Origin of the sequence: Amycolatopsis melonis (genome assembly GCF_040064235.1) — a bacterium.
Taxonomy (GTDB): Bacteria; Actinomycetota; Actinomycetes; order Mycobacteriales; family Pseudonocardiaceae; genus Amycolatopsis; species Amycolatopsis melonis.
In genome coordinates this window covers 353979-375133 of record NZ_JBDZYD010000008.1, presented here as the reverse complement: position 1 = coordinate 375133, position 21155 = coordinate 353979, and the positions used below count along the sequence as shown (strand labels likewise).

Annotated in this window: 18 protein-coding genes; 10 read left to right on the top strand and 8 right to left on the bottom strand. The window is 70.2% G+C overall.

The annotated features are described in order from the left end of the window. Positions 1-31 precede the first annotated feature (31 nt). Positions 32-679, top strand: a complete 648-nt coding sequence (locus ABJI51_RS23510) for a GntR family transcriptional regulator (protein WP_348953457.1) — start codon at positions 32-34, stop codon at positions 677-679. On the opposite strand, the gene ABJI51_RS23505 is transcribed toward ABJI51_RS23510, so the two are convergent. Together ABJI51_RS23505 and ABJI51_RS23500 are read right to left on the bottom strand one after the other, a co-directional pair. Then, positions 676-1797: an aromatic ring-hydroxylating oxygenase subunit alpha gene (locus tag ABJI51_RS23505; protein ID WP_348953456.1), complete on the bottom strand. Its 1122-nt coding sequence runs from the start codon at positions 1795-1797 to the stop codon at positions 676-678. The two genes, ABJI51_RS23510 and ABJI51_RS23505, sit on opposite strands and share 4 nt — an antisense overlap. A 294-nt stretch (positions 1798-2091) precedes the next feature. Beyond that, entirely contained in the window at positions 2092-2670 is a 579-nt protein-coding gene (locus ABJI51_RS23500; RefSeq protein WP_348953455.1) for a TetR/AcrR family transcriptional regulator, read from the bottom strand. 98 nt (positions 2671-2768) lie between these two features. On the opposite strand from ABJI51_RS23500, the gene ABJI51_RS23495 reads away from it, so the two are divergent. The 5 genes from ABJI51_RS23495 (at position 2769) to ABJI51_RS23475 (ending at position 9186) form a co-directional block, all read left to right on the top strand. After that, positions 2769-4235, top strand: coding sequence for an aldehyde dehydrogenase family protein (locus ABJI51_RS23495; RefSeq protein WP_348953454.1), 1467 nt, complete (start codon positions 2769-2771; stop codon positions 4233-4235). Positions 4236-4267: 32 nt separating this feature from the next. Then, entirely contained in the window at positions 4268-5836 is a 1569-nt protein-coding gene (locus ABJI51_RS23490) for an amino acid permease (RefSeq protein WP_348953453.1), read from the top strand. A 9-nt stretch (positions 5837-5845) separates the two neighbouring features. Next, a complete protein-coding gene (betA, locus tag ABJI51_RS23485; RefSeq protein WP_348953452.1) occupies positions 5846-7513 on the top strand; it encodes a choline dehydrogenase in 1668 nt (555 codons plus the stop codon). A 222-nt stretch (positions 7514-7735) separates the two neighbouring features. Continuing rightward, positions 7736-8056 carry a bifunctional 3-phenylpropionate/cinnamic acid dioxygenase ferredoxin subunit gene (locus ABJI51_RS23480; RefSeq protein ID WP_348953450.1) on the top strand — a complete coding sequence of 107 codons (321 nt, stop codon included), beginning with the start codon at positions 7736-7738 and terminating at the stop codon, positions 8054-8056. Further along, a complete protein-coding gene (locus ABJI51_RS23475; protein WP_348953449.1) occupies positions 8053-9186 on the top strand; it encodes an NAD(P)/FAD-dependent oxidoreductase in 1134 nt (377 codons plus the stop codon). The genes ABJI51_RS23480 and ABJI51_RS23475 overlap by 4 nt, the downstream gene beginning before the upstream one ends. Before the next feature lie 135 nt (positions 9187-9321). On the opposite strand, the gene ABJI51_RS23470 is transcribed toward ABJI51_RS23475, so the two are convergent. From ABJI51_RS23470 to pdhA, 5 genes are read right to left on the bottom strand one after another with little or no spacing between them, the layout of a single operon-like run. Continuing rightward, the gene (locus ABJI51_RS23470; RefSeq protein WP_348953448.1) at positions 9322-10308 is read right to left on the bottom strand and encodes a hypothetical protein; all 987 of its coding nucleotides are present in this window, start codon (positions 10306-10308) and stop codon (positions 9322-9324) included. Next, positions 10305-10853: a hypothetical protein gene (locus tag ABJI51_RS23465; RefSeq protein WP_348953446.1), complete on the bottom strand. Its 549-nt coding sequence runs from the start codon at positions 10851-10853 to the stop codon at positions 10305-10307. Before ABJI51_RS23465 ends, ABJI51_RS23470 begins: the two co-directional genes overlap by 4 nt. Positions 10854-10906: 53 nt before the next feature. Next, positions 10907-12079 (bottom strand): dihydrolipoamide acetyltransferase family protein, encoded by a 1173-nt coding sequence (locus ABJI51_RS23460; protein ID WP_348953444.1) that lies wholly within the window; start codon positions 12077-12079, stop codon positions 10907-10909. After that, positions 12072-13067, bottom strand: coding sequence for an alpha-ketoacid dehydrogenase subunit beta (locus ABJI51_RS23455; protein WP_348953443.1), 996 nt, complete (start codon positions 13065-13067; stop codon positions 12072-12074). Before ABJI51_RS23455 ends, ABJI51_RS23460 begins: the two co-directional genes overlap by 8 nt. Then, positions 13067-14128 (bottom strand): pyruvate dehydrogenase (acetyl-transferring) E1 component subunit alpha, encoded by a 1062-nt coding sequence (gene pdhA / locus ABJI51_RS23450; RefSeq protein ID WP_431605659.1) that lies wholly within the window; start codon positions 14126-14128, stop codon positions 13067-13069. Before pdhA ends, ABJI51_RS23455 begins: the two co-directional genes overlap by 1 nt. 210 nt (positions 14129-14338) lie before the next feature. Here pdhA and ABJI51_RS23445 point away from each other — a divergent pair, with 210 nt between their 5' ends. Beyond that, a complete protein-coding gene (locus tag ABJI51_RS23445) occupies positions 14339-14755 on the top strand; it encodes an Lrp/AsnC family transcriptional regulator (RefSeq protein WP_431605658.1) in 417 nt (138 codons plus the stop codon). A gap of 6 nt (positions 14756-14761) precedes the next feature. Here ABJI51_RS23445 and ABJI51_RS23440 read toward each other — a convergent pair whose 3' ends face one another. Next, on the bottom strand, positions 14762-15994 hold the full coding sequence (locus ABJI51_RS23440) for a pentapeptide repeat-containing protein (protein WP_348953441.1): 1233 nt from the start codon (positions 15992-15994) through the stop codon (positions 14762-14764). Positions 15995-16066: 72 nt separating this feature from the next. Here ABJI51_RS23440 and ABJI51_RS23435 point away from each other — a divergent pair, with 72 nt between their 5' ends. From ABJI51_RS23435 to ABJI51_RS23425, 3 genes are all read left to right on the top strand, one after another. Then, positions 16067-16573: a DUF2199 domain-containing protein gene (locus ABJI51_RS23435; protein WP_348953440.1), complete on the top strand. Its 507-nt coding sequence runs from the start codon at positions 16067-16069 to the stop codon at positions 16571-16573. A gap of 233 nt (positions 16574-16806) precedes the next feature. Then, positions 16807-19398: a glycoside hydrolase family 3 N-terminal domain-containing protein gene (locus tag ABJI51_RS23430; RefSeq protein WP_348953547.1), complete on the top strand. Its 2592-nt coding sequence runs from the start codon at positions 16807-16809 to the stop codon at positions 19396-19398. A 64-nt stretch (positions 19399-19462) separates the two neighbouring features. Beyond that, complete coding sequence (locus ABJI51_RS23425; RefSeq protein ID WP_348953438.1) at positions 19463-21121, top strand: DUF885 domain-containing protein; 1659 nt, start codon at positions 19463-19465, stop codon at positions 21119-21121. Positions 21122-21155 lie beyond the last annotated feature (34 nt).

The window sequence follows — 21155 nt, the reverse complement described above, 5'->3', positions numbered from 1 at the left end:
ATATATCAATCGTCGATGTAGGCTAGGCGTCATGTACCCGCAGGTCAATGCCCCCTCACTGGCGGAGCAGGCGTACCTCTTCGTCCGCGACCGCCTGGTCATGCTCGACATCCCGCCGGGCTCCCCCATCAACGAAGAGGAACTCGGCACGGCACTCGGCATGGGCCGGACGCCGATCCGCGAGGCGTTGAAGCGGCTGGAGTCCGAACGCCTGGTCGTCGCCTACCCGCGACGCGGGACGTTCGCCACCGACGTCAACATCTCCGACCTCGCGCACATCTCCGAGGTGCGGCGCACGCTGGAGCCGATGGCGACGGCCGCCGCGGCCGCCCGCGCCACCGACGCCGACCGGGCCACGCTGACCGAGCTGCGCGCGCAGCTCGACGCGGGCGTCCCCAGCGGGGACAACGCCGAGCTGCTGCGCACCGACCTCGCCCTGCACCGGGCGATCTACCGGTGCGTGCACAACCCGTTCCTCGAAGACACGCTGATCCGGTACGACAACCTGGCCACCCGGATCTGGTGCGTGTTCGTGCCCCGGCTGTCCGGGATGGCCGGTCACGTCGACGAGCACGTCCCGCTCCTCACCGCGATCATCGAGGGCGACGCCGAGAAGGCCGCCGCGTTGACGCTGGAGCACGTCACCGGGTTCGAGGCGGCCATCCGGGCGCTGATCTAGAGCTCCAGCCGCGTCCTGACCCAGTCGTGGAAGGCGCCGATGTGGTGCTCGCTGGGCACGAGCACGCCGCCGTTGGCGTACGAGCGGGAGTCCATTGCCAGCTGGCAGCGTTCGCACGCTTCGAAGTCCTGCAGGTTGACGCGGTGGAACAGCTCGACCGAGCGGGAAAGGTCCGTGCCGGATTCGACGACTTCGGGCAGGTAGAGCCAGTCGCAGCGGACCAGCGTCCGGTCCGGCGCGAGGGGGATCATCCGGTGCAGGATGACGTGGTCCGGGACGAGGTTGACGAAGACCTGCGGCTTGATCGTGATGGCGTAGTACCTGCGGTCCTGTGCCTCGGTGACGCCGGGGAGGCGGTCGACGCCCTCGCTGCCGTCGACGGTGAAGCCCTTGATGTCGCCGCCGAACTCGGCGCCGTGGCCGACGTAGTACTGCGCGGCGTACCCGCCGGCGAACTCCGGGAGGACCTCGGTCAGCTCCGGGTGGATCGTCGCGCAGTGGTAGCACTCCATGAAGTTTTCGATGATCTGTTTCCAGTTCGCCTTCACGTCGTACTCGATGCGCTTGCCCAGCGCCAGGCCGTCGATGCCGTAGGCGTCGATCTCGGTGGGCCCGCCCAGCCGTTCGGTGACGGCGCCGATCACGGTGTCTTCGAACGACGGCGGTTCGTCGGCCAGGCAGACCCAGGCGTACCCGAGCCACTCCCGCAGGTGGAGTTTCGTCAGGCCGAATTCGGTGCGGTCGACGTCCGGCATCCCGGTGAGGTTCGGCGCGGCGACGAGCTTCCCGTCGAGGCCGTAGGTCCAGGCGTGGTAGGGACACTGGAAGGCACGCTTGACGCTGCCGCTTTCGGACGTGCACAGCCGCGCGCCGCGATGGCGGCAGACGTTGAGGAAGGCGTTGAGCTTCCCGTCCCGCCTCCGCGCGACGAGCACGCTTTCCTTGCCGATCTGAACGGTCTCGAACGAGCCGGCGTCCGGCAGGTCCGCGCTGCGCACGGCGCAGAACCAGTCCGCCTCGAAGATCTTCGCCTGCTCCAGCGCGAAGATCGCCGGATCGGTGTAGAAGGTGCCGGGCAGCGTGGCGAGCAGGCTCGGCGGCAGATCGGTAGTGGTCACCGGCGTGGTCCTCTCCGCGGATCAGGACGGGAGTAGTTGCGCAGAACGCGTCTTGTTGCTCACTCCGCACCAGAGTGACTGCCCCCACACGCCCCTGTCAACCCAAGATTTTTCAACCCCGCCAAGCATTCCTGCGCCATTCGGGGCATCACGCGTGACTGAGCGGGCATCACGCGTGACTGGAAGGGCATCACGCGTGATCCAGCGGGCATCAGCGCGATGCCCCTCCAATCACGAGTCATGCCCCTCCAATCACACGTGATGCCTCTCCAATCACGCGTGATGCCCCTTCCGTCACATGGCGGGGCCGTGGATGGCTCGGCGGAAGAGGGTTTCGATCTCTTCGCGGGACGGGCGGGGGTCGGCCAGGGCCGCCTGCATCAGGAGGCCGCAGAACAGGCCGGCCAGGAGACGGCCGGTGAGCGGGTCGGTGCGGGAGCCGAAGAACGCGATCAGGGCGTCGTCCCAGGCCGCGCTCGCCTTGCGGAGCCGGGGACGGTGCAGGGCCGCGACGTACAGGTCGTACTCGACGACCGTTGCGCGGTACTGCTCGTTGATGTAGCCCATCACCAGGTCGGCGAGCGCCGCGGCGAAGTCGGCGTCCGGCGGGAGCGCCGACTCCCACTCCTTCAGCGCGTGGACGTTCTTCTCGGCCGCCTCGGCCAGCGCGACTTCCAGCAGGTCGTCGAGGGTGGCGAAGTGGTAGGTCGTCGAGCCGAGCGGGACGCCGGCGGCGGCCGCGACCGCGCGGTGGGTGAGCCCGTCGATGCCCCTCTCGGCGACGACTTCGATCGCCGCACGGGCGATCCGCGAACGCCGCTCCGGGTCGTTGGGGCCGCGGCGGCGGGTCGCCGCGGCTTCCTTGTTCGCCATCGGTGCCGAACCCCCTTGTTGGACATCTGTACACACTTCGCGTACAAATGTACGCACTCAAGGCACCGAGCAGCCACTACCGATCCGGGAAGGGCCGCATGAAGGACCTCTACATCGACGGAATCTGGACGGACGCCTCCGCCGAAGCCCACTTCGACGTGCTGAATCCCGCCACCGGCGAGGTCATCGAGACCGTCGCCGAAGCGGGCCGCGAGGAGGTCGAGGCCGCCGTCAGAGCCGCGAGGCGGGCCTTCGACGAGGGCCCGTGGCGCCGCACCACCGCGGCCGAGCGCGGCGAACTCCTGCGCCGGACCGCCGACCTGCTGGTCCGCGACCGCGAGGACCTCGCCCGCACCGAAAGCCTCGACACCGGCAAGACGCTGGGCGAAGGCCGCATCGACATCGACGATGTGACGAACGTCTTCCGCTACTACGCCGACCTCGCCGACAAGGACGCCGGGCGCCTGGTCGACGCGGGCAGCGCGAGTGTCGTCAGCCGGATCGTGCACGAGCCCGTCGGCGTCTGCGCGCTGATCGCGCCGTGGAACTACCCGCTGCTGCAGATGTCGTGGAAGGTCGCGCCCGCCCTCGCCGCGGGCAACACCGTGGTGCTCAAGCCCAGCGAGGTCACGCCACTGACGACGATCAAGCTCGTCGCCCTGCTCGAAGAGGCCGGGGCACCGCCGGGTGTGGTCAATCTCCTGCTCGGCCCGGGTCACGTCGGCGCGGCCATGGTCGAGCACCCGGCCGTGGACCTCGTCTCCTTCACCGGCGGCTACGCGACCGGCGAGAAGATCATGACCGCGGCGGCGAAGGGCGTCCGCCGTGTCGCGCTGGAACTCGGCGGCAAGAACCCCAATGTGATCTTCGCCGACGCCGACTACGAAACCGCGCTGGACTACGCCCTGATGGCCGCGTTTGTCCATTCCGGACAAGTCTGTTCGGCGGGCGCGCGGCTCATCGTCCAAGATGGAATCCATGACCGGTTCGTCGCGGACCTCGCCGCGCGCGCCGACCGGATCCGCGTCGGCAACGGCATGGACCCGGACACCGAAACGGGCCCGCTCGTTTCGGCACAGCACCGCGCGAAGGTCGAGGCCTACATCGAAAGCGCTCTCACCGAGGGCGCGAAACTGGAGGCGGGCGGCAACCGTCCCGAGGGCCCGGAGTACGAAAACGGGTTCTTCCTGCGCCCCACCGTGTTCTCCGGCTGCACCCGGGACATGGCGATCGTCCGGGACGAGGTCTTCGGCCCGGTCGTCACCGTGGAACGGTTCACCGAAGAGGCCGAAGCGATCGCGCTGGCCAACGACACCGAGTACGGGCTCGCCGGTGCCGTGTGGACGTCGGACGCGTCCCGCGCCCAGCGGGTCGCCGGGGCCCTGCGCCACGGCACCGTGTGGATCAACGACTACCACCCCTACCTGCCGCAGGCGGAATGGGGCGGTTTCGGCAAGTCCGGCATCGGCCGCGAACTGGGGCCGTCCGGGCTGGCCGAGTACCAGGAGAGCAAGCACATCTACCAGAACATCGATCCCGTTCCGCAGCACTGGTTCAAGGGCTGATTCCCCGTCCCCCACCACGTGAGGACACGACGATGACCACACAGGAAATACCGGCGGGCGGGGGGCCTGCTGCCGACGACTCGTCGGAACTCGAAAAGTTCGGCTACCGCCAGGAACTCGAGCGCTCGCTCGGGTCGTTCTCCAGTTTCGCCGCCGGCTTCAGCTACATCTCCATCCTGACCGGCGTGTTCCAGCTCTTCTTCTTCGGCTTCGGTTCGGGGGGACCGGCCTTCATCTGGACGTGGCCGCTGGTCTTCATCGGACAGTTCGCCGTCGCGCTGTGCTTCGCCGAGCTGGCCGGGCAGTTCCCGCTCGCCGGCTCGGTCTACCAGTGGGCCAAGCAGATCGCCAAGCCCGCGACGTCGTGGCTGGCAGGCTGGATCATGATCATCGGCGCGATCGTGACGGCGGCGGCCGTCGCGGTCGCCTACCAGATCATCCTGCCGCAGGTGTCGACCGCGTTCCAGATCGTCGGCAGCGACTCCGACGCCGGGCTGACGTCGACGCCGGGCGGCGCGCAGAACGCCATCATCCTGGCACTGGTGCTGGTGGTGTTCGCCACGATCGTCAACATCATCGGCGTCAAGCTGATGGCCAAGATCAACAACTTCGGCGTCGCCGTGGAACTCGGCGCGAGCATCCTGCTGGTGATCGCGCTGGCCGTCCACATCAAGCGCGGTCCCGGCCTCGTCTTCGACACCCACGGCACCGGCGAGGGTCACTCGTTCGGGTATCTCGGGGCGTTCCTGGTGGCGTCGCTGATGAGCGCGTACGTCTTCTACGGCTTCGACACCGCGGGTTCGCTGGCCGAGGAGACGACCCAGCCGCGGCGCCACGCCCCGCGCGCGATCCTGCGCGCCATCACCGCCGCGTTCATCGTCGGCGGGCTGATGATGCTGTTCGGCATGATGGCCGTCGGCAACCTGAACGCCGAAGAGCTGACCACGTCCGGCATGCCGTACCTGCTGAAGAGCACGCTCGGCGAGGGGCTCGGCGACGCCTTCCTGATCTGCTCGGCGATCGCGATCACCGTGTGCTGCCTGGCCGTGCAGACCGCGGCCATCCGGATGACGTGGGCGATGGCCCGCGACGGCCGCCTGCCGTTCAGCAGGGCGATGTCCAAAGTGTCCCCCCGCTCCAAGACGCCGGTGCTGCCCGCGCTGCTCACCGGCGGCCTGACCGTCGTCGTGCTGCTGATCAACCTCGGCAACCAGCGGGCGTTCTTCATCCTGACCTCGACGGCGATCATCCTGTTCTACATCCCCTACCTGATGGTCACCGGCCCGATGCTGGTGCGCCGCCTGCGCGGGCACTGGCCGCGCCCGGAGCACGGCCCGTACTTCAAGCTGGGCCGCTGGGGCACGCTGGTGAACCTGGTCGCGGTGCTCTACGGCGCCGCCATGACGGTCAACCTGATCTGGCCGCGCGCCGAGGTCTACGGCGACGACCACTGGTACTTCCAGTGGGGCGCGGTGATCGTCACCGCGCTGATCGTGATCATCGGCGCGATAATGCTCTACGTCCGGCGCCGCACCTGGGGTTCCGCGCACACCAGCCCCGAGCACCTGCCCGACACGGCACCGGATTCCCTGCCCGGCTGAGGAGGCTCCATGAGTACCGAAACCTACGACTTCGTCATCGTCGGCGGCGGCTCGGCGGGCTGCGCGCTGGCCAACCGGCTCTCCGCCGACCCGTCGAACAAGGTCCTCGTCCTGGAGGCGGGCCGCTCGGACTGGAAGTGGGACGTCTTCATCCACATGCCTGCCGCGCTGACCTTCCCGATCGGGTCGAAGTTCTACGACTGGGGCTACCGCAGCGAACCCGAGCCGTACATGAACCGCCGTCGCATCTACCACGCGCGCGGCAAGGTGCTCGGCGGGTCGTCCAGCATCAACGGGATGATCTTCCAGCGCGGCAACCCGATGGACTACGAGCGCTGGGCGAGCGACCCCGGGATGTCCACTTGGGACTACGCGCACTGCCTGCCGTACTTCCAGCGCATGGAGAACTGCCTCGCCGACCCGCCGGACGGGCAGTGGCGAGGCCACAGTGGACCGCTGGAGCTGGAACGCGGCCCGGCGACGAACCCGTTGTTCCAGGCCTTCTTCGACGCCGCCGAGCAGGCGGGCTACCCGCGCACCGACGACGTCAACGGCTACCGGCAGGAGGGCTTCGCGGCGTTCGACCGGAACGTCCGAAAAGGACGTCGGCTGTCGGCTTCGGGCGCGTACCTCCACCCGGTGATGCACCGGCCCAACCTCACGGTGAAGACGCACGCGTTCGTGTCGCAGATCCTCTTCGACGGCACGCGCGCGGTCGGCGTCGAGTACGCGCAGGGCCGGGGCGTGCCGGGCGAGGTGTACGGCAAGGAGATCATCCTCTGCGGCGGCGCGATCAACACGCCGCAGCTGCTGCAGCTTTCGGGCGTCGGCAACGCCGCCGAGCTGGAGAAGCTCGGCATCGACGTCGTCAAGGACCTGCCGGGCGTCGGCGAAAACCTGCAGGACCACCTGGAGGTGTACATCCAGTACGCCTGCAAGCAGCCGGTGTCGATGCAGCCGTCGCTGGCGAAGTGGAAGCGGCCCTACATCGGGGCGCAGTGGCTGTTCCTGCGGTCCGGGCCCGCCGCCACCAACCACTTCGAGGGCGGCGGGTTCGTCCGGTCCAACGACGAGGTGAAGTACCCGAACCTGATGTTCCACTTCCTGCCGGTGGCGATCCGCTACGACGGGTCGGCGCCCACGGAAGGCCACGGCTACCAGGTGCACGTCGGCCCGATGTACGCCGACACCCGGGGCTCGGTGAAGATCAAGTCGACCGACCCGCGGGAGCACCCGGCGATCCGGTTCAACTACCTGTCGACCGAGAACGACCGGCGCGAATGGGTCGAGGCCGTGCGGGTGGCGCGGAAGATCCTCAACCAGCCCGCGCTCGACCCCTACAACGGCGGGGAGATCTCGCCGGGGCCGTCGGTGGAGACCGACGAGGAGATCCTCGACTGGGTCGCCAAGGACGCCGAGACCGCGCTGCACCCGTCGTGCACCGCGAAGATGGGCGTTGACGAGAAGTCCGTCGTCGACCCGGAGAGCATGCGCGTGCACGGCACCGAAGGCCTGCGCGTCGTCGACGCGTCGGTCATGCCCTACATCACCAACGGCAACATCTACGCGCCGGTGATGATGACCGCCGAGAAGGCCGCCGACCTGATCCTCGGCAACACCCCGCTCGCCCCGATCAAGCTGCCGTTCTACCGGCACGGCGAGCCCGCCGCGAAGTAGCCGCCCGGTGCCACTTTCACGTGAAAGTGGCACCGGCCCGGCTCCGGAGCGCCCGTGCCGCCATCCCCGGTACGGGCGCTCCGGCATGTTCGCGATCTCCGTTACCCGGTAACGGAAACTACCCGGGCGTACCCCCTTGACGCGGCCTCCCGGCGGACTCAGACTTGAGTTGCGTATCGCAGTGAAAGTTCCCCAATGCGCAACAATTCTCCCGGAGGCGTCATGATTCGCGCGTGCACGGTGGACGAGCTGCCCCCTGGCGAGTCCGTCCGGATTGCCGGCACCCCGGCCATCGCGGTGTTCCACACCGAGGACGGGCAGCTGTACGCCATCGACGACACGTGCACCCACCAGGACGCCTCCCTCGCCGACGGCTGGCTCGAAGGCTGCTTCGTCGAGTGCCCGCTGCACGCGGCGCTGTTCGACCTGCGCACCGGCATGCCAACCTGCCTGCCGGCGAAGGACCCCGTGCGCACGTACGCGGTCGTGGTCGAGGACGGCGTCATCTACGTCCAGGACCCGGCGAACGAAGACGCCGCGTGAAGCGCGTCGCGATCGTCGGTGCCTCGCTCGCCGGGGTCCGGGCCGCGCAGGAGCTGCGCGCACAGGGCTACGACGGCGGCATCGTGCTGATCGGCGCGGAGAAACACCTGCCGTACGACCGGCCACCGCTGTCGAAGGCGTTCCTGGCCGGGACGGCCGCACGCGAGTCGCTGGACCTGCTCGACGCCGGGGACCTCGCGTCGCTGGCGCTGGACTTCCGGCTCGGCGTCCACGCGACGGCACTGGACCCGGCGAACCGCCGGATCCTGCTGTCGGACGGCGGCTCGGTGCACGCCGACGGCGTCGTCATCGCCACCGGCGGCCGCCCGCGCACGTTGCCGGGCTTCGAAGGTGCCCACACGCTGCGGACGGTCGACGACGCTTTGGCGCTGCGGGCGGCCCTGGTCCCGGGGGTGCGCGTGGTCGTCGTCGGCGCCGGGTTCATCGGCGCCGAGGTGGCTTCGACCTGCCGGGCGCTGGGGCTCGACGTGGTCGTCCTCGAGGCGCTGCCCGCGCCGCTGGCGCCGGTCCTGGGCCCGGAGCTGGCGGCGGTGTGCGCCCGGCTGCATGCCGAGCACGGCACCGACCTGCGCTGCGGGGTGTCGGCGACGGGCATGGACGCGGCCGGCGTCCACCTGGCCGACGGTTCCCTCGTCCCGGCCGACGTGGTCGTGGTCGGCGTCGGCATGACCCCCGCGACGGAATGGCTGGCCGGCTCGGGTTTGAAGGTCGGCAACGGCGTCCACACGGACGCGGGCCTGGTGACCGACCTGCCGCAGGTGGTGGCGATCGGGGACGTCGCCCGGTATGCCGGACGGCGGCACGAGCACTGGACGAACGCGTCGGAGCAGGCCCCGGTCGCGGTGGCGAACCTGCTGGCCGGGCGGACGGTGCGGACGTACGAGCCGAGCGGGTACGTCTGGTCTGACCAGTACGCGGGGACGTTGCAGCTGGCGGGCCACCCGCGTCCGGACGACACGCTGTCCTTCGTCGAAGGTTCGGCGGCGGACTCGTCGTTCGTGGCGACGTTCTCGCGGAACGAGGAGACGGTGGGAGTGTTCGCGTTGAACAACGCGAAGCTGTTCAACCGCCTGCGACGGCAGGCACTGCGCCGTCCGGCCACGGTCTGAAGGTCTCAACGGGCATCACGCGTGACTGGAGAGGCATCACCCGTGATTGAAGGGGCATCACCCCGATGCCCGCCGGATCACACGTGATGCCCGCTCAATCACGCGAGATGCCCGCCGGATCACGCGAGAGCCGGGCTAGAGGGCGAGGTCGTCGAGTTCGGATTCCAGCCTGGCCCGCCAGGTCCAGCGGCGTTCGGTCTTGTCCGCGCCGTCCGGGGCCGGTGGGCCCAGCGGCAACGCCTGGTCGGTGACCCCGAACGTCACCCGGTACGCCAGCACCGACGCGGCCGTCCGGATCCATGCGTCCCCGGAGGTACCGGCAGGCGGGGCCACGCCCAAAGCGTGGCCGAACCACGTCGGGAGCAGCGCGTTCGATCCCAGCGCGTCGGTGATCCGGGTCCGCAGCCGGACCTGCAGGTCGTGCCACGCGCGTTCGGCGCGCTCCAGCTGCGGGACCACCCGCGCCTCGACCGCGTCCGCCTCGCGCAACGCCAGCCGCGCCGTCTCCGCCGCCTCCGTCGCCGCCGGGATCTCCTCGTCCAGCAGCGTGCGGCGGCGGGTCGTCAATGCCCGCAGGCGGGACTCCGCGTCGCCGCGGGCGCGGGACCCGCGGTCCGTCGACGCCAGGACCTCGATGACGTCCAGCAGGTCCAGGTCGCACTGCGCGTGCGCCGCGCGTACCACCTCCAGCCGGGCGATCTCCTGCTCGTGCCGCGCGCGCTGCTCCTTCGTCACCAGCTCCTTGTGCAGGTCGTCCCAGCGCGCCGCCTCCGCCGCGAGTGCCCGGGTCTCCGGCCCGACGTCGTCGAGGTCGGCCTGCGGGACCCCGTCGGACACGCGCACCGCGCGCTCCAGGGCCTGCACCTGCTGCTGCAGCCGGTCCAGCCGTCGTCCGAGCAGGTCGAGCCGGTCCTCCTGGGCGCCCGCACCGCCGGTTTCGAGCCGTTCGGTCAGGTCGGCGACGTCCTGGCGCAGGCGGTCGTCGGTCTCCTCGACCGCCGCGCGCAGCCCGTCGACCGCCGCGAACAGCTCGTCGAGGTCGCGCCGGGTCGTGTCGACGGGCTCGACGTACTGCTCCTCGAACTCCGGGTCGTCGCCGTAGGTCGCGTAGCCGTGGCTCACGGGATCCGGCTTTCCCGCCACAGCAGGGCGATCGTGCCCGCGACGCCCAGCGCCGTCAGGATCGTGCAGACGACGGCCGCCGGCCACGGCAGCAGCGCCAGGACCAGCAGCACGGCCGTGGCGCTGCCCGCCCAGGCCGCCCACGTCCGTTCGCGGATCACCTCGGCCACGCGGCGGACCGGCGCGAAGCCGATCCACAGGCCCGCCGCGAACAACGGCACCAGCGCGAACAGCCACATCGGCGACAGCACGTCGAACAGCACGAGTGCCCCGGCGACCAGCGGCACCAGCGCGGGCGCGGCCGCGAACCAGACGACCGCGCGCTGCGTCGCCGCGTGCCGCGCCTCCAGCTCGGCGTTCGCGAGCCGGTGCTTGGCCTCGTCGAACGCCTGCTCGGCGTCGAGCAGGCGGTGGGCGGTCGCCACGAGCCGGTCCATCGTCCCGACGTCCCCGGGCGGGTGCGCCAGCCCGTCCCGCAGGTCCTGCTTGAGCCGGGTCACGCGGGCTTTCGCCTGGTCCCGGTCGTGCTGGGCTGGAGTCGTCACGCCGCCACTTTAAGTGCCGCGGCCGTCACCACCGGCCAATGCGGCCGGTGCGTCTACAAATCACCGAGGGCGGTGACGGGTGACTCGACGCAGTCGGCGACGAACCGCAGGAACCCGCCCGCCGTGCCGCCGTCGCAGACGCGGTGGTCGAAGGCCAGCGTCAGCTCGCAGATCTTCCGCGCGACCAGTGCGCCGCCGACGACCCACGGCCGGTCGATGATCCGGCCGATGCCGAGGATCGCCGCCTCGGGGTGGTTGATGATCGCGGCCGAGCCGTCGACGCCGAAGACGCCGTAGTTGTTCACGGTGAAGGTGCCGCCGGTCAGTTCGGCGGGCGCCAGCTTGCCCTCGCGGGCGGTGCGGGCGCGGTCGCCGATCGCCGCCGACAGGTCCCGGGTGGACAGCTCCCCCGCGTTCCGCACGACCGGCACGACCAGCCCGCGGTCGGTCTGCGCCGCGAACCCGAGGTGGATCTCGTCGAGCAGGACGATCTCGTCGCCCTCGACGCGCGAGTTCAGCTCCGGGAACTTGCGCAGCCCCGCGACGGCGAACCGCGCGATCAGGCCGAGCAGGCTGACCGGCCGGTCGGACTTGGCGTTCAGCGCGGCCCGCGCGGCGACCAGCTCGGTCGCGTCGACGTCCACCCAGACCGTCGCCTCGGGGATCTCGCGCCGCGACGCCGTGAGCTTGTCCGCGACGGCCTTGCGCACCCCCGTCAGCGGAATCCGGCGGCCCGGCGTCTTCGGCCGCGCGAGAAGGGCTTCGACGTCGGCGCGGCGGATGATCCCGTCCGGGCCGGTGCCGGTGACCTTCGCCAGGTCGATCCCGTTGTCGGCGGCCAGTTTCCGCACGAACGGCGAAATCACGCCGGGTGCCTGCTTCGGCCGGGACGGCGCGGGGCGCCGGACACGCTTACGCCGGGTCGCAGGCGCGGTGCCGTAGCCGATGAGGACGTTGCCGCTGCCGGACGACGTCGTGACACCGGGCTCGGCGAACCCGCCGACGGTCAGGAGCGGCGCGCCGACCGGCAGCAGCTGGCCCGGCTCGCCGTGCAGCGCGGCCACCACGCCGGCGAACGGCACCGGCACCTCGACCGCCGCCTTCGCCGTCTCGACCTCGACGACGACCTGGTCGACCTCGACCGTGTCGCCGACCTTCACGCGCCAGTCCACGATCGCCGCCTCGGTCAGGCCCTCGCCGAGGTCCGGCAGCAGGAAGTCAGGCACCGGCCACCACCAGGGTGTCGTCCCACTGCAGGCGCGCGACGGCGTCGAGGATCCGGTCGACGTCCGGCAGGTGGTGGCGCTCCAGTTTCGGCGCCGGATAGGGGATGTCGAGCCCGGTGACGCGCAGCACGGGCGCGTGCAGCTGGTGGAAGCACTGCTCGGTGACGCGGGCGACGACTTCGGCGCCGTAGCCGCCGAAGCCCGCGGCTTCGTGCACGACCACCGCCCGGCCGGTGCGGCGCACGGACGCCGTCACGGTCTCGTCGTCGAACGGCGACAGCGACCGCAGGTCGACGACCTCGACGTCCCAGCCCTCGGCCGTCGCCGCCTCGGCGGTTTCCAGCGCGGTGGCGACCATCGGGCCGTACGCGATGAGCGTGACGTCCTTGCCTGCCCGGCGCACGACCGCCTTGTCCATGGCCGGGCCCGTCCGGGTGAAGCTCACCTCTTCGCCGGACCAGTAGCGGGCCTTCGGTTCGAGGAAGATCACCGGATCCGGTGAGTCGATGGCGTCGCGCAGCAGGTCGTAGGCGTCCTGCGCGGTGCCGGGCGTGACGACGCGCAGGCCGGGCGTGTGCGCGTAGTAGGCCTCGCTGGAGTCGCAGTGGTGCTCGACGCCGCCGATGCCGCCGGCGTAGGGAATGCGGATCACCATGGGCAGCGACAGCGCGCCGCGGGTGCGGTTGCGCAGCTTCGCCACGTGCGAGGTGATCTGCTCGAACGCCGGATAGGCGAAGGCGTCGAACTGCATTTCGACGACCGGGCGGAACCCGCCCATCGCCATCCCGACGGCGAAGCCGACGATGCCGGACTCGGCCAGCGGGGTGTCGAAGCAGCGGTCCTCGCCGAAGTCGGCGGTGATGCCGTCGGTGACCCGGAAGACGCCGCCGAGCGCGCCGACGTCCTCGCCGAACACGAGCACCCGGTCGTCGTCCTTGAGGGCGTCGCGCAGGGCGGCGTTGAGTGCCTGCGCCATCGTGGTCGTCATCAGGCCTCCAGCTCGGCTCGGAGTGCGGCCCGCTGGGCTTCGAGGTGGCGGGTCGGCTCGGCGTAGACGTGGTCGAACAGCGACAGCGGGTCCAGCTCGGGTTCGGCGTTCAGGGTGTCGCGGACGGTCTGGGCGAACGTCTCGGCGTCGGCCTTGAACTGCTCGATCTCCTGCTCCTGAAGCAGGTCCCGGCTCTTGAGGTAGGTCTCGAGCCGCTTGAGCGGATCCGCTTCACGCCACTTCGCGACTTCGCTCGCGTCGCGGTAGCGGGTCGCGTCGTCGGCGTTGGTGTGGGCGTCGATGCGGTAGGTGTGGGCCTCGACGAGGACCGGCCCGCGGCCTGCGCGGGCGTGCTGCACGGCGTCGCCGAGGACGGCCAGGACGGCGACGGCGTCGTTGCCGTCGACCTGCTCCGAGCGCATGCCGTAGCCGATGCCCTTGTACGCGAGCGCGGCCGCGGCGCTCTGCTTCTCGAAGGGCACCGAGATCGCGTAGCGGTTGTTCTGCACGAAGAACACTGCGGGTGCCTTGAAGACGGCCGCGAAGTTGAGCGCCTCGTGGAAGTCGCCTTCGCTGGTGGCGCCGTCCCCGATGAGCGCGAGCGCGACGGCGTCTTCGCCGCGTCGCTGCATAGCGTGCGCGAGACCGGCGGCGTGCAACGTCTGCGTCGCGAGCGGAGTGCACTGGGGCGCAACGCTCGTCTCGACGGGGTTGTAGCCGCAGTGCGCGTCGCCGCGAAGCAGCGTCAGCACTTCGCCGGGCTTCAGGCCGCGGGCGACGAGGGCGACGGAGTCGCGGTAGGTCGGGAATAGCCAGTCGCGGTCTTCGAGGACCAGCGCGGCGGCGACCTGGCAGGCCTCCTGTCCGGCGCTGGAGGGGTAGACGGCGAGGCGGCCCTGCTTGGTGAGCGCGGTGGCCTGGACGTCGAACCGGCGGCCGAGGACCATCAGCCGGTAGGCCTCCCTGAGCCGGTCGCTCGCGGGTTCGGCGTAGGCGCCGTGCCGGTCGGCGCGAGTCCCGTCCTCGGCGACGAACCGCACCGGCGACGCCGACGGCAGCATCGTTTCCTGCGGCAAAACGCACACCACCTCTCGGCAGACATATGATGCTGAGATGGTGGTTCCTGCTGGTCGTCTGTTCAAGGTCCCGGCGAAATGAGCGACAAACGGCCTCCCGAAGCGGCTGCGGCCGACCAAACGTCCGCGTCGCCGCTGGCCGTGGCCGGGCTCACGGGACGAACGGCCCCGGCCCTCGACGACATCGACCGCGCGATGCTGGCCGAGCTGGCGGCGGACGGACGTCTCGCGGTCCGCGCCTTGGCGGAAAGGCTGCACATTTCGCGCACGAACGCGTACGCGCGGCTGGAGCGCCTGATGGCGGAGGGAGTGATCACGGGCTTCGGCGCCCGCATCGACCCACGCCGGGCGGGCCTGGGCACCTCGGCGTACATCATGGTGACGGTGGAGCAGACGTCGTGGCGCACAATGGCAACGGAGCTGCACGCAATCCCGTACGTCGACCACGTAGCCCTGGTCGGCGGCGACTTCGACATCCTGCTGCTGGTCCGGACGCCGGACAACCAGACGCTGCGCGACGTGGTCCTGGAGCGGCTGCAGGCCCTGGAGGGCGTGCGGTCGACGCGGACCTGGCTGATCTTTGAGGAACTGCCGGGCTCGATCCTGGGCTGACGGGGGTCAGTCGAGGTCGTCGTCCGGCGGCCGCGGCTTCCACTCGGGCGGCACGTACGGAACGCCGTCCAGCGCACAGCCCACGAACCGGACGGCCTCGCTGAACCTGACGTTCTTGAAGTCGACCTGGCCGCCGAACTCGACGTCGATGAACCAGCCGTCCCGCGCGAAGGTCACCTCCACGAACCGGGCGTCCCGGCCGAAGTCGACCCCGGGCAGGTAAGCCTCGTCGGCAAAGGTGGCCCGGGAGAAGTCGGCGCCGCCACTGAACGCGGACCTGCTGAAGATGACCTTCCCGGCGAACTCCGCCTTCTCGAACCGCGCCGGACCGTGGAACCGCGCGCCGCGGAACACCGTCGCCCCGCGGAAGGTCGCTTCGTCGAACCTCGCGTCGCCGTGGAAGGTGACCCCGTCGAACCGGGTGCTGTCCGAGAACTCCGCCTCCGCGAACCAGGCTTCCCCTTCGAAGACCGCATCGTCGAACCGCGTGCTTCCGCGGAACTTGATGCCCAGCAGCGACGCCTGCCCGACGAACCTGGCTCGCGCGAAGTTCGCGTTCCGCAGGGAGCAGTCGTGCAGCTTCAGGTCGATCAGCACAGCGCCGCCGAGATCCAGATCGAGGTCCGCCCAGAAGCGGCCGCGGTCGGCACCGGCCGGCGCGAGATGCCCGGTGAGGATCTGCTGCGCGGTCATCCGCACCTCGCGTTCCTCCAGGCAGGCGCGGTGCTCCGGCTTCGGCGTGCCCTCGCCCGGCGGGTCGTACGGCATCCGCAGGTACGCGCTGATCACGTTGACGATCGTCTGCCGGTGCGCGCGGTTGTCCTGCGCCAGCCGCTCCAGGGCGTAGAGCCCGGCCAGCCGGACCGGCGCCTTCTCCGCGCCGAGCTGCTCGACGGCCTTGAGGTACAGGTCGCTGATCCGCCGCTCGGCGGCGTCGTGGCGGGCGTCGTCGTTCGCCTGCTCGCGCAGGAGGACGTCCCGGCGTTTCGTCGCCAGGTCGTGCTCGGCCGTCTGCTGGCGGCGGGCCGCCAGCAGCAACGCGATGAAACCACCCGCGCCGAGCACGATGGTGCCGACCGTGCGGACGCTCTCCAGCCGTGCTTTGTCGGCGTCGGTTCCGCGGCCGTAGAGCGCGAGCAGCACCCAGCACGCCCCCGCGGCAACCAGGATCAGGACGACCGCGGCCACCAGGATCGTGCGGTTCGACAGCAGCCGATTGCCCCCGTGCCCCTCCGCCATCATCCCAGGATCGCAGTTTTTCCGGCGCGTCCCCGAGATTCGCCCGGTCGGCCGACACCCTAGGCTCGCCGGATGACGACCGACCTGGGGTACACCTGCACCTGCTGCGGCGAGAGACACGACGAACTCCCCTTCGCCTACGGCGCTCCCGCACCCGCCTTCTGGAACGACAGCCTGGCCGGAACGCCGGGCAACGTCCTCGAACCCGAACGCTGCGTCCTCGGCGGCACGCACTTCTTCCTCCGCGGCCGCCTTGTGCTGCCGGTTCTCGACGCCGGCGACGACTTCGAATGGGGCGTCTGGGTGTCGGTCAGCCGGGAAAACTTCCTCCGCGCCGAGGAACTCTGGGACGACCCGGCCCGCGTGTCCGAGCCGCCGTATTTCGGCTGGCTGGCGACCGAGCTGCCCGGCTACGAGCCCGCCACCCTGAACCTCAAGACCAACCTGCACACCCGGCCACCCGGCGAACGGCCCCTCGTCGAGGTCGAGCCCACCGGACACCCCCTCGCCGTCGAGCAGCGCGAGGGCATCACGCTCGTCCGCGTCCAGGCCGTCGCCGAACTGCTGCGGCATCCATGACCGAACGGGCAAACCCCTTGCCCGGCAGTCCCCTTGACCCCGCGCGACCTGCGGGTTAAGAAGTGACTCAGCATCATCAGGACTCTTAGTTTATGTCGAAAAATAACTATTGACGCCATGGCCTCCGCCCGGTGAGGATCGGCCGGTCCGCCGTTCGACGCAGAATGGACCAGACCATGGCCGGAAGATCACGCGCGTGGGCTCGTGCGCGCCGAAGTTCGCTCGTCACGCTGATGAGCCTGAGCCTGCTGGGTGCCGCGGCACACGCCACCCCGGCCCAAGCCGACGCCCCCGCTCAGCCCGTCATCGGGCAGCCCGCCAAAGACAAGGACGGCTGCGCCCGGATCGAAAAGAGCCTGCCGACCCTCGCGGACTGGCCCAAGGTCGACAGCCGGTTCAAGGGGAAGGCCGGTGACGAGCAGCGGATCGCCGAAATCCTCAAGGGCATGACCCTCGAGGAGAAGGTCGGGCAGATGACGCAGCCCGAGATCGCCGCCATCACCCCCGACGAGGTCCGCCAGTACGCCATCGGCTCGGTCCTCAACGGCGGCGGCTCCTGGCCCGGCGGGAAGAAGCACGCCACCCAGCAGGACTGGCTGAACCTCGCCGACGCCTACTGGAACGCCTCGAAGACCAGCCGCACGAAGATCCCCGTCATCTGGGGCATCGACGCCGTGCACGGCAACAACAACGTCTACGGCACCACCGTCTTCCCGCACAACATCGGCCTCGGCGCCGCACACGACCCCTGCCTGGTCCGCGACGTCGCCGGCGCCACCGCGCGGCAGATCCGCGCCACCGGGCAGGACTGGGCCTTCTCGCCCACCCTCGCCGTCGTGCAGGACGACCGCTGGGGCCGCACCTACGAAGGCTTCTCCGAGGACCCGCGCATCACCCGCGCGTACGGCTTCGAAGCCATCAACGGCCTCCAGGACGGCGCCACCAAGCGCATCGGCTACAACGGCGTCATCGCCACCGCCAAGCACTTCATCGGCGACGGCGGCACCCTCAACGGCCAGGACCAGGGCGTCAACCCGTCGTCCGAAGCGGCCATGATCAACATCCACGGCCAGGGCTACTACGGCGCGCTCGCCGCGGGCTCGCAGACCGTGATGGTGTCGTTCAACAGCTGGACCAACGCCGACCTCGGGATCAACGAGGGCAAGCTGCACGGCAGCGACAAGGCGCTCAACCAGATCCTCAAGGGCAAGATCGGCTTCGACGGCCTGGTCGTGTCCGACTGGAACGGCATCGGCCAGGTCACCGGCTGCACGAACTCCTCGTGCCCGCAGGCGATCAACGCCGGCATCGACATCGTGATGGTGCCGAACGACTGGAAGGCGTTCATCACCAACACCGTCGCGCAGGTCCAGAACGGCCAGATCCCGATGTCCCGCATCGACGACGCCGTCACCCGCATCCTGCGTGTCAAGCTGCGCGACGGCCTGTTCGAGTCGCAGAAGCCGTCCGACCGCTCCTACGCCAACTCCGACGAGGCGCTGAAGGACAACTGGCTGGCGCGGGACGCGGTCCGCGAGTCGCAGACGCTGCTGAAGAACAACGGCAACGTGCTGCCGCTCAAGCCGTCGTCGAAGGTCCTGGTCGTCGGCAAGAGCGCCGACAGCATCCAGAACCAGACCGGCGGCTGGACGCTCAGCTGGCAGGGCACCGGCAACACCAACGCCGACTTCCCCAACGCCACCTCGATCCTGGGCGGCCTCAAGGAGGATCTCGGCGCCGCGAACGTCACCTTCGACCCCACCGGCACCGTGGACCCGAAGGGCTTCGACGCGGTCATCGCCGTCATCGGCGAGACGCCGTACGCGGAAGGCGTCGGCGACCTGACCCGCAAGAGCCTCGAAGCGGCGCGCCTCTACCCCGAGGACCTGGCCGTGCTGGACAAGGTCAGCGGCAAGGGCACCCCGGTCGTCACCGTGTACGTCGGCGGCCGTCCGCTGTACATGAACAAGGAGATCAACCGCTCCGACGCGTTCGTGGCGGCCTGGCTGCCCGGCACCGAGGGCGGCGGCGTCGCGGACATGATGGTGCGGGGCAAGGACGGCACGGGTTACCGGGGCACGCTGTCGTACTCGTGGCCGAAGAGCGCGTGCCAGACGCCGCTGAACCCGTGGTCGCCGGACTACGACCCGCTGTTCAAGCTGGGCTACGGCCTCAAGACCGGCCAGCAGGCCACGGTCGGCAAGCTCGACGAGACGCCCGGGCCGGCATCGTGCACCGCGACCGGCGGCGGCGGGACGGCGACCGAGGACCTGGCGATCTTCGACCGCACCGACGTCCCGCCGTACACGAGCCAGATCGGCTCGGCGGAGAACTGGGGCGGCACGGTGATCGGCCCCGACGGCACGGCGGCGCACACCGAGATCAACGTGGTCCCCACGGACGTCAACGTGCAGGGCGACGGACTGAAGACGACCTGGACGGGAGCCGGACCGGGCCAGCTGTACATGCAGAACACGGCGGGCACGAACGACCTGCGCGGCTACCTCAACGCGGACGCGGCGCTGGAGTTCGACACGATCGTCCACCAGGCACCGGCCAACCGGACGGTGATCAGCATGCACTGCGTGTACCCGTGCTTCTCCGAGGTCAACGCGACAAAGCTGTTCACCGACCTGGCGGGCGGCCCGAAGACGACGGTGAAGATCCCGGTGTCCTGCTTCGACAACGGGCTCGACTTCGAGCACATCAACACCCCGTTCCTGGTCTACACCGACGGCACGTTCCAGGCTTCGTTCGCGAACGTGCGGTGGGTCCCGCAGGGGGCGAAGGATCCCGACGCGAGACCCTGTTCGAGCTTGACCTGACGGCGACCGGGCCGGGAGCGCAGTTCGCTCCCGGCCCGGTCCGGTTTTCGGCCACGATGGGGAGATGACCGCCGAAGCGCGCGCACTCGCCGACGAACTCCTCGACGTCCTGGGCTCCTGGACACCGCTCGAAGCGACCTTCGCAGGCATTCCCGGCCACGACGCCGAGCTGCCCGATCCGAGTGAAGCCGCCCACGCGGAGTTGCGCGCGCGGGCTGCCGACATCCTGGGCCGTGCCCGGGCTTCCGGCGATCCCGACCGCGTCACGCTCGGCGTCGTCGAGCAGCAGGCCGAAGCCGTCCTCATCCGGCTCGACGCGAAAGACGTCGAGTTCACCCTCGCCGATCCCCTGTCCGCCATCGGGATGTCCCATCTCGCCTTCCTGCCCCAGGTCGTGCAGGCCGAGGAGGACTTCCTGACGCGGCTGGCCGCGCTCCCCGCGTTCTACGAAGCGCTGGCGCAGCGCCAACGCAACGGCCTGCGCGCCGGACGGACACCGGTGGACCGCGCGGCGCACAACGCGATCGCGTTCGCCGACCGGTTCCTGGCGCAGGAAACGCCGTTTCCCCAGCTGCTCACCGGGGACCGCGGCGAGCGGCTGGTGACCGAGGTCGTCCGGCCTGCCCTCGAGCGCTACCGGGAGTTCCTCGCGACCGAAGTCGCCGGGCACGGCCGTCCCGACGACCGGCCGGGCCTCTGCTGGCTCGAAGACGGCGAAGCGCACTACGCAGCCCTGGCCCGCCTTCACACGACGACCGATCGCACGCCGCAGGAGCTGCACCAGCTGGGTCTCGACGTCCTCGCGGGGCTCGAAGCCGAGTACGCCGAGATCGGCGGCCGCATCTTCGGGCTGACCGATCCGGCGGAGGTCCGCAGGCGGCTGCGCAGCGACGAAAGCCTCCGCTGGCGCGACGCCGAGGAGATGCTCGAGACCGCACGCGCCGCCGTCGCCCGCGCGACCGCGGCCGCACCGGACTGGTTCCCCCGGATGCCGTCGGCCGAGTGCGTCGTCCGGGCGGTCCCGGAAGCGGAGGCGCCGGTCGCCGCGGCGGCGTACTACATGCCACCCGCCCCCGACGGCTCACGGCCGGGTGTCTACTACACCAACACGTACGAGGTGCAGACGCGGGACCGGTTCATCGCCGAGACGGTGGCGTTCCACGAAGCGGTGCCGGGCCACCACTTCGCGGAGTCGCTGGCGCTGGAGCTGACCAATCTGCCGCAGCTGCGCCGGATCGCGATGATCACCGCCTACGGCGAGGGCTGGGCGCTCTACACCGAACGGCTCGCCGACGAGATGAGCCTGTTCTCCGATGACCTGATGCGCCTGGGCATGGTGGCCGAGGACTCGGTCCGCGCGGCACGCCTGGTGGTCGACACGGGCTTGCACGCGCTGCGGTGGACGCGGCAGCAGTGCGTCGAGTTCCTGCGTTCGCACACGGTGCTGAGCGAGGTCGAGGTGCAGTCCGAAACGGACCGGTACATCGAGTGCCCCGGCCAGGCACTGGCATACATGACCGGACGGCTGGAAATCCTGCGCCTGCGCCGGTTCGCGGAGGAGAAGCTGGGCGAGTCGTTCGACATCAAGGAGTTCCACGGCGTCGTGCTCGGCGGTGGGCAGCTGCCGATGAAGGTGCTGGACGAGGTCGTGCGCGCGTGGGTGGATCGGTGCCTCAGCCCGTCCGGGTCAGACACACGCGGCCCTGCCACCCCCAACGTATGAAGATCCGGTCAGGATCCGGTCGCGACGGTGTCAG

Bases quoted from the DNA above. Each gene is read 5' to 3' on its own strand.
- ABJI51_RS23480 (WP_348953450.1), top strand. From the start codon at position 7,736: ATGATTCGCGCGTGCACGGTGGACGAGCTGCCCCCTGGCGAGTCCGTC.
- ABJI51_RS23430 (WP_348953547.1), top strand. From the start codon at position 16,807: ATGAGCCTGAGCCTGCTGGGTGCCGCGGCACACGCCACCCCGGCCCAA.
- ABJI51_RS23435 (WP_348953440.1), top strand. From the start codon at position 16,067: ATGACGACCGACCTGGGGTACACCTGCACCTGCTGCGGCGAGAGACAC.
- ABJI51_RS23455 (WP_348953443.1), bottom strand. From the start codon at position 13,067: ATGACGACCACGATGGCGCAGGCACTCAACGCCGCCCTGCGCGACGCC.
- ABJI51_RS23500 (WP_348953455.1), bottom strand. From the start codon at position 2,670: ATGGCGAACAAGGAAGCCGCGGCGACCCGCCGCCGCGGCCCCAACGAC.
- ABJI51_RS23510 (WP_348953457.1), top strand. From the start codon at position 32: ATGTACCCGCAGGTCAATGCCCCCTCACTGGCGGAGCAGGCGTACCTC.
- ABJI51_RS23440 (WP_348953441.1), bottom strand. From the start codon at position 15,994: ATGGCGGAGGGGCACGGGGGCAATCGGCTGCTGTCGAACCGCACGATC.
- ABJI51_RS23425 (WP_348953438.1), top strand. From the start codon at position 19,463: ATGACCGCCGAAGCGCGCGCACTCGCCGACGAACTCCTCGACGTCCTG.
- ABJI51_RS23490 (WP_348953453.1), top strand. From the start codon at position 4,268: ATGACCACACAGGAAATACCGGCGGGCGGGGGGCCTGCTGCCGACGAC.
- ABJI51_RS23495 (WP_348953454.1), top strand. From the start codon at position 2,769: ATGAAGGACCTCTACATCGACGGAATCTGGACGGACGCCTCCGCCGAA.
- ABJI51_RS23445 (WP_431605658.1), top strand. From the start codon at position 14,339: ATGCTGGCCGAGCTGGCGGCGGACGGACGTCTCGCGGTCCGCGCCTTG.
- pdhA (WP_431605659.1), bottom strand. From the start codon at position 14,128: ATGCTGCCGTCGGCGTCGCCGGTGCGGTTCGTCGCCGAGGACGGGACT.
- betA (WP_348953452.1), top strand. From the start codon at position 5,846: ATGAGTACCGAAACCTACGACTTCGTCATCGTCGGCGGCGGCTCGGCG.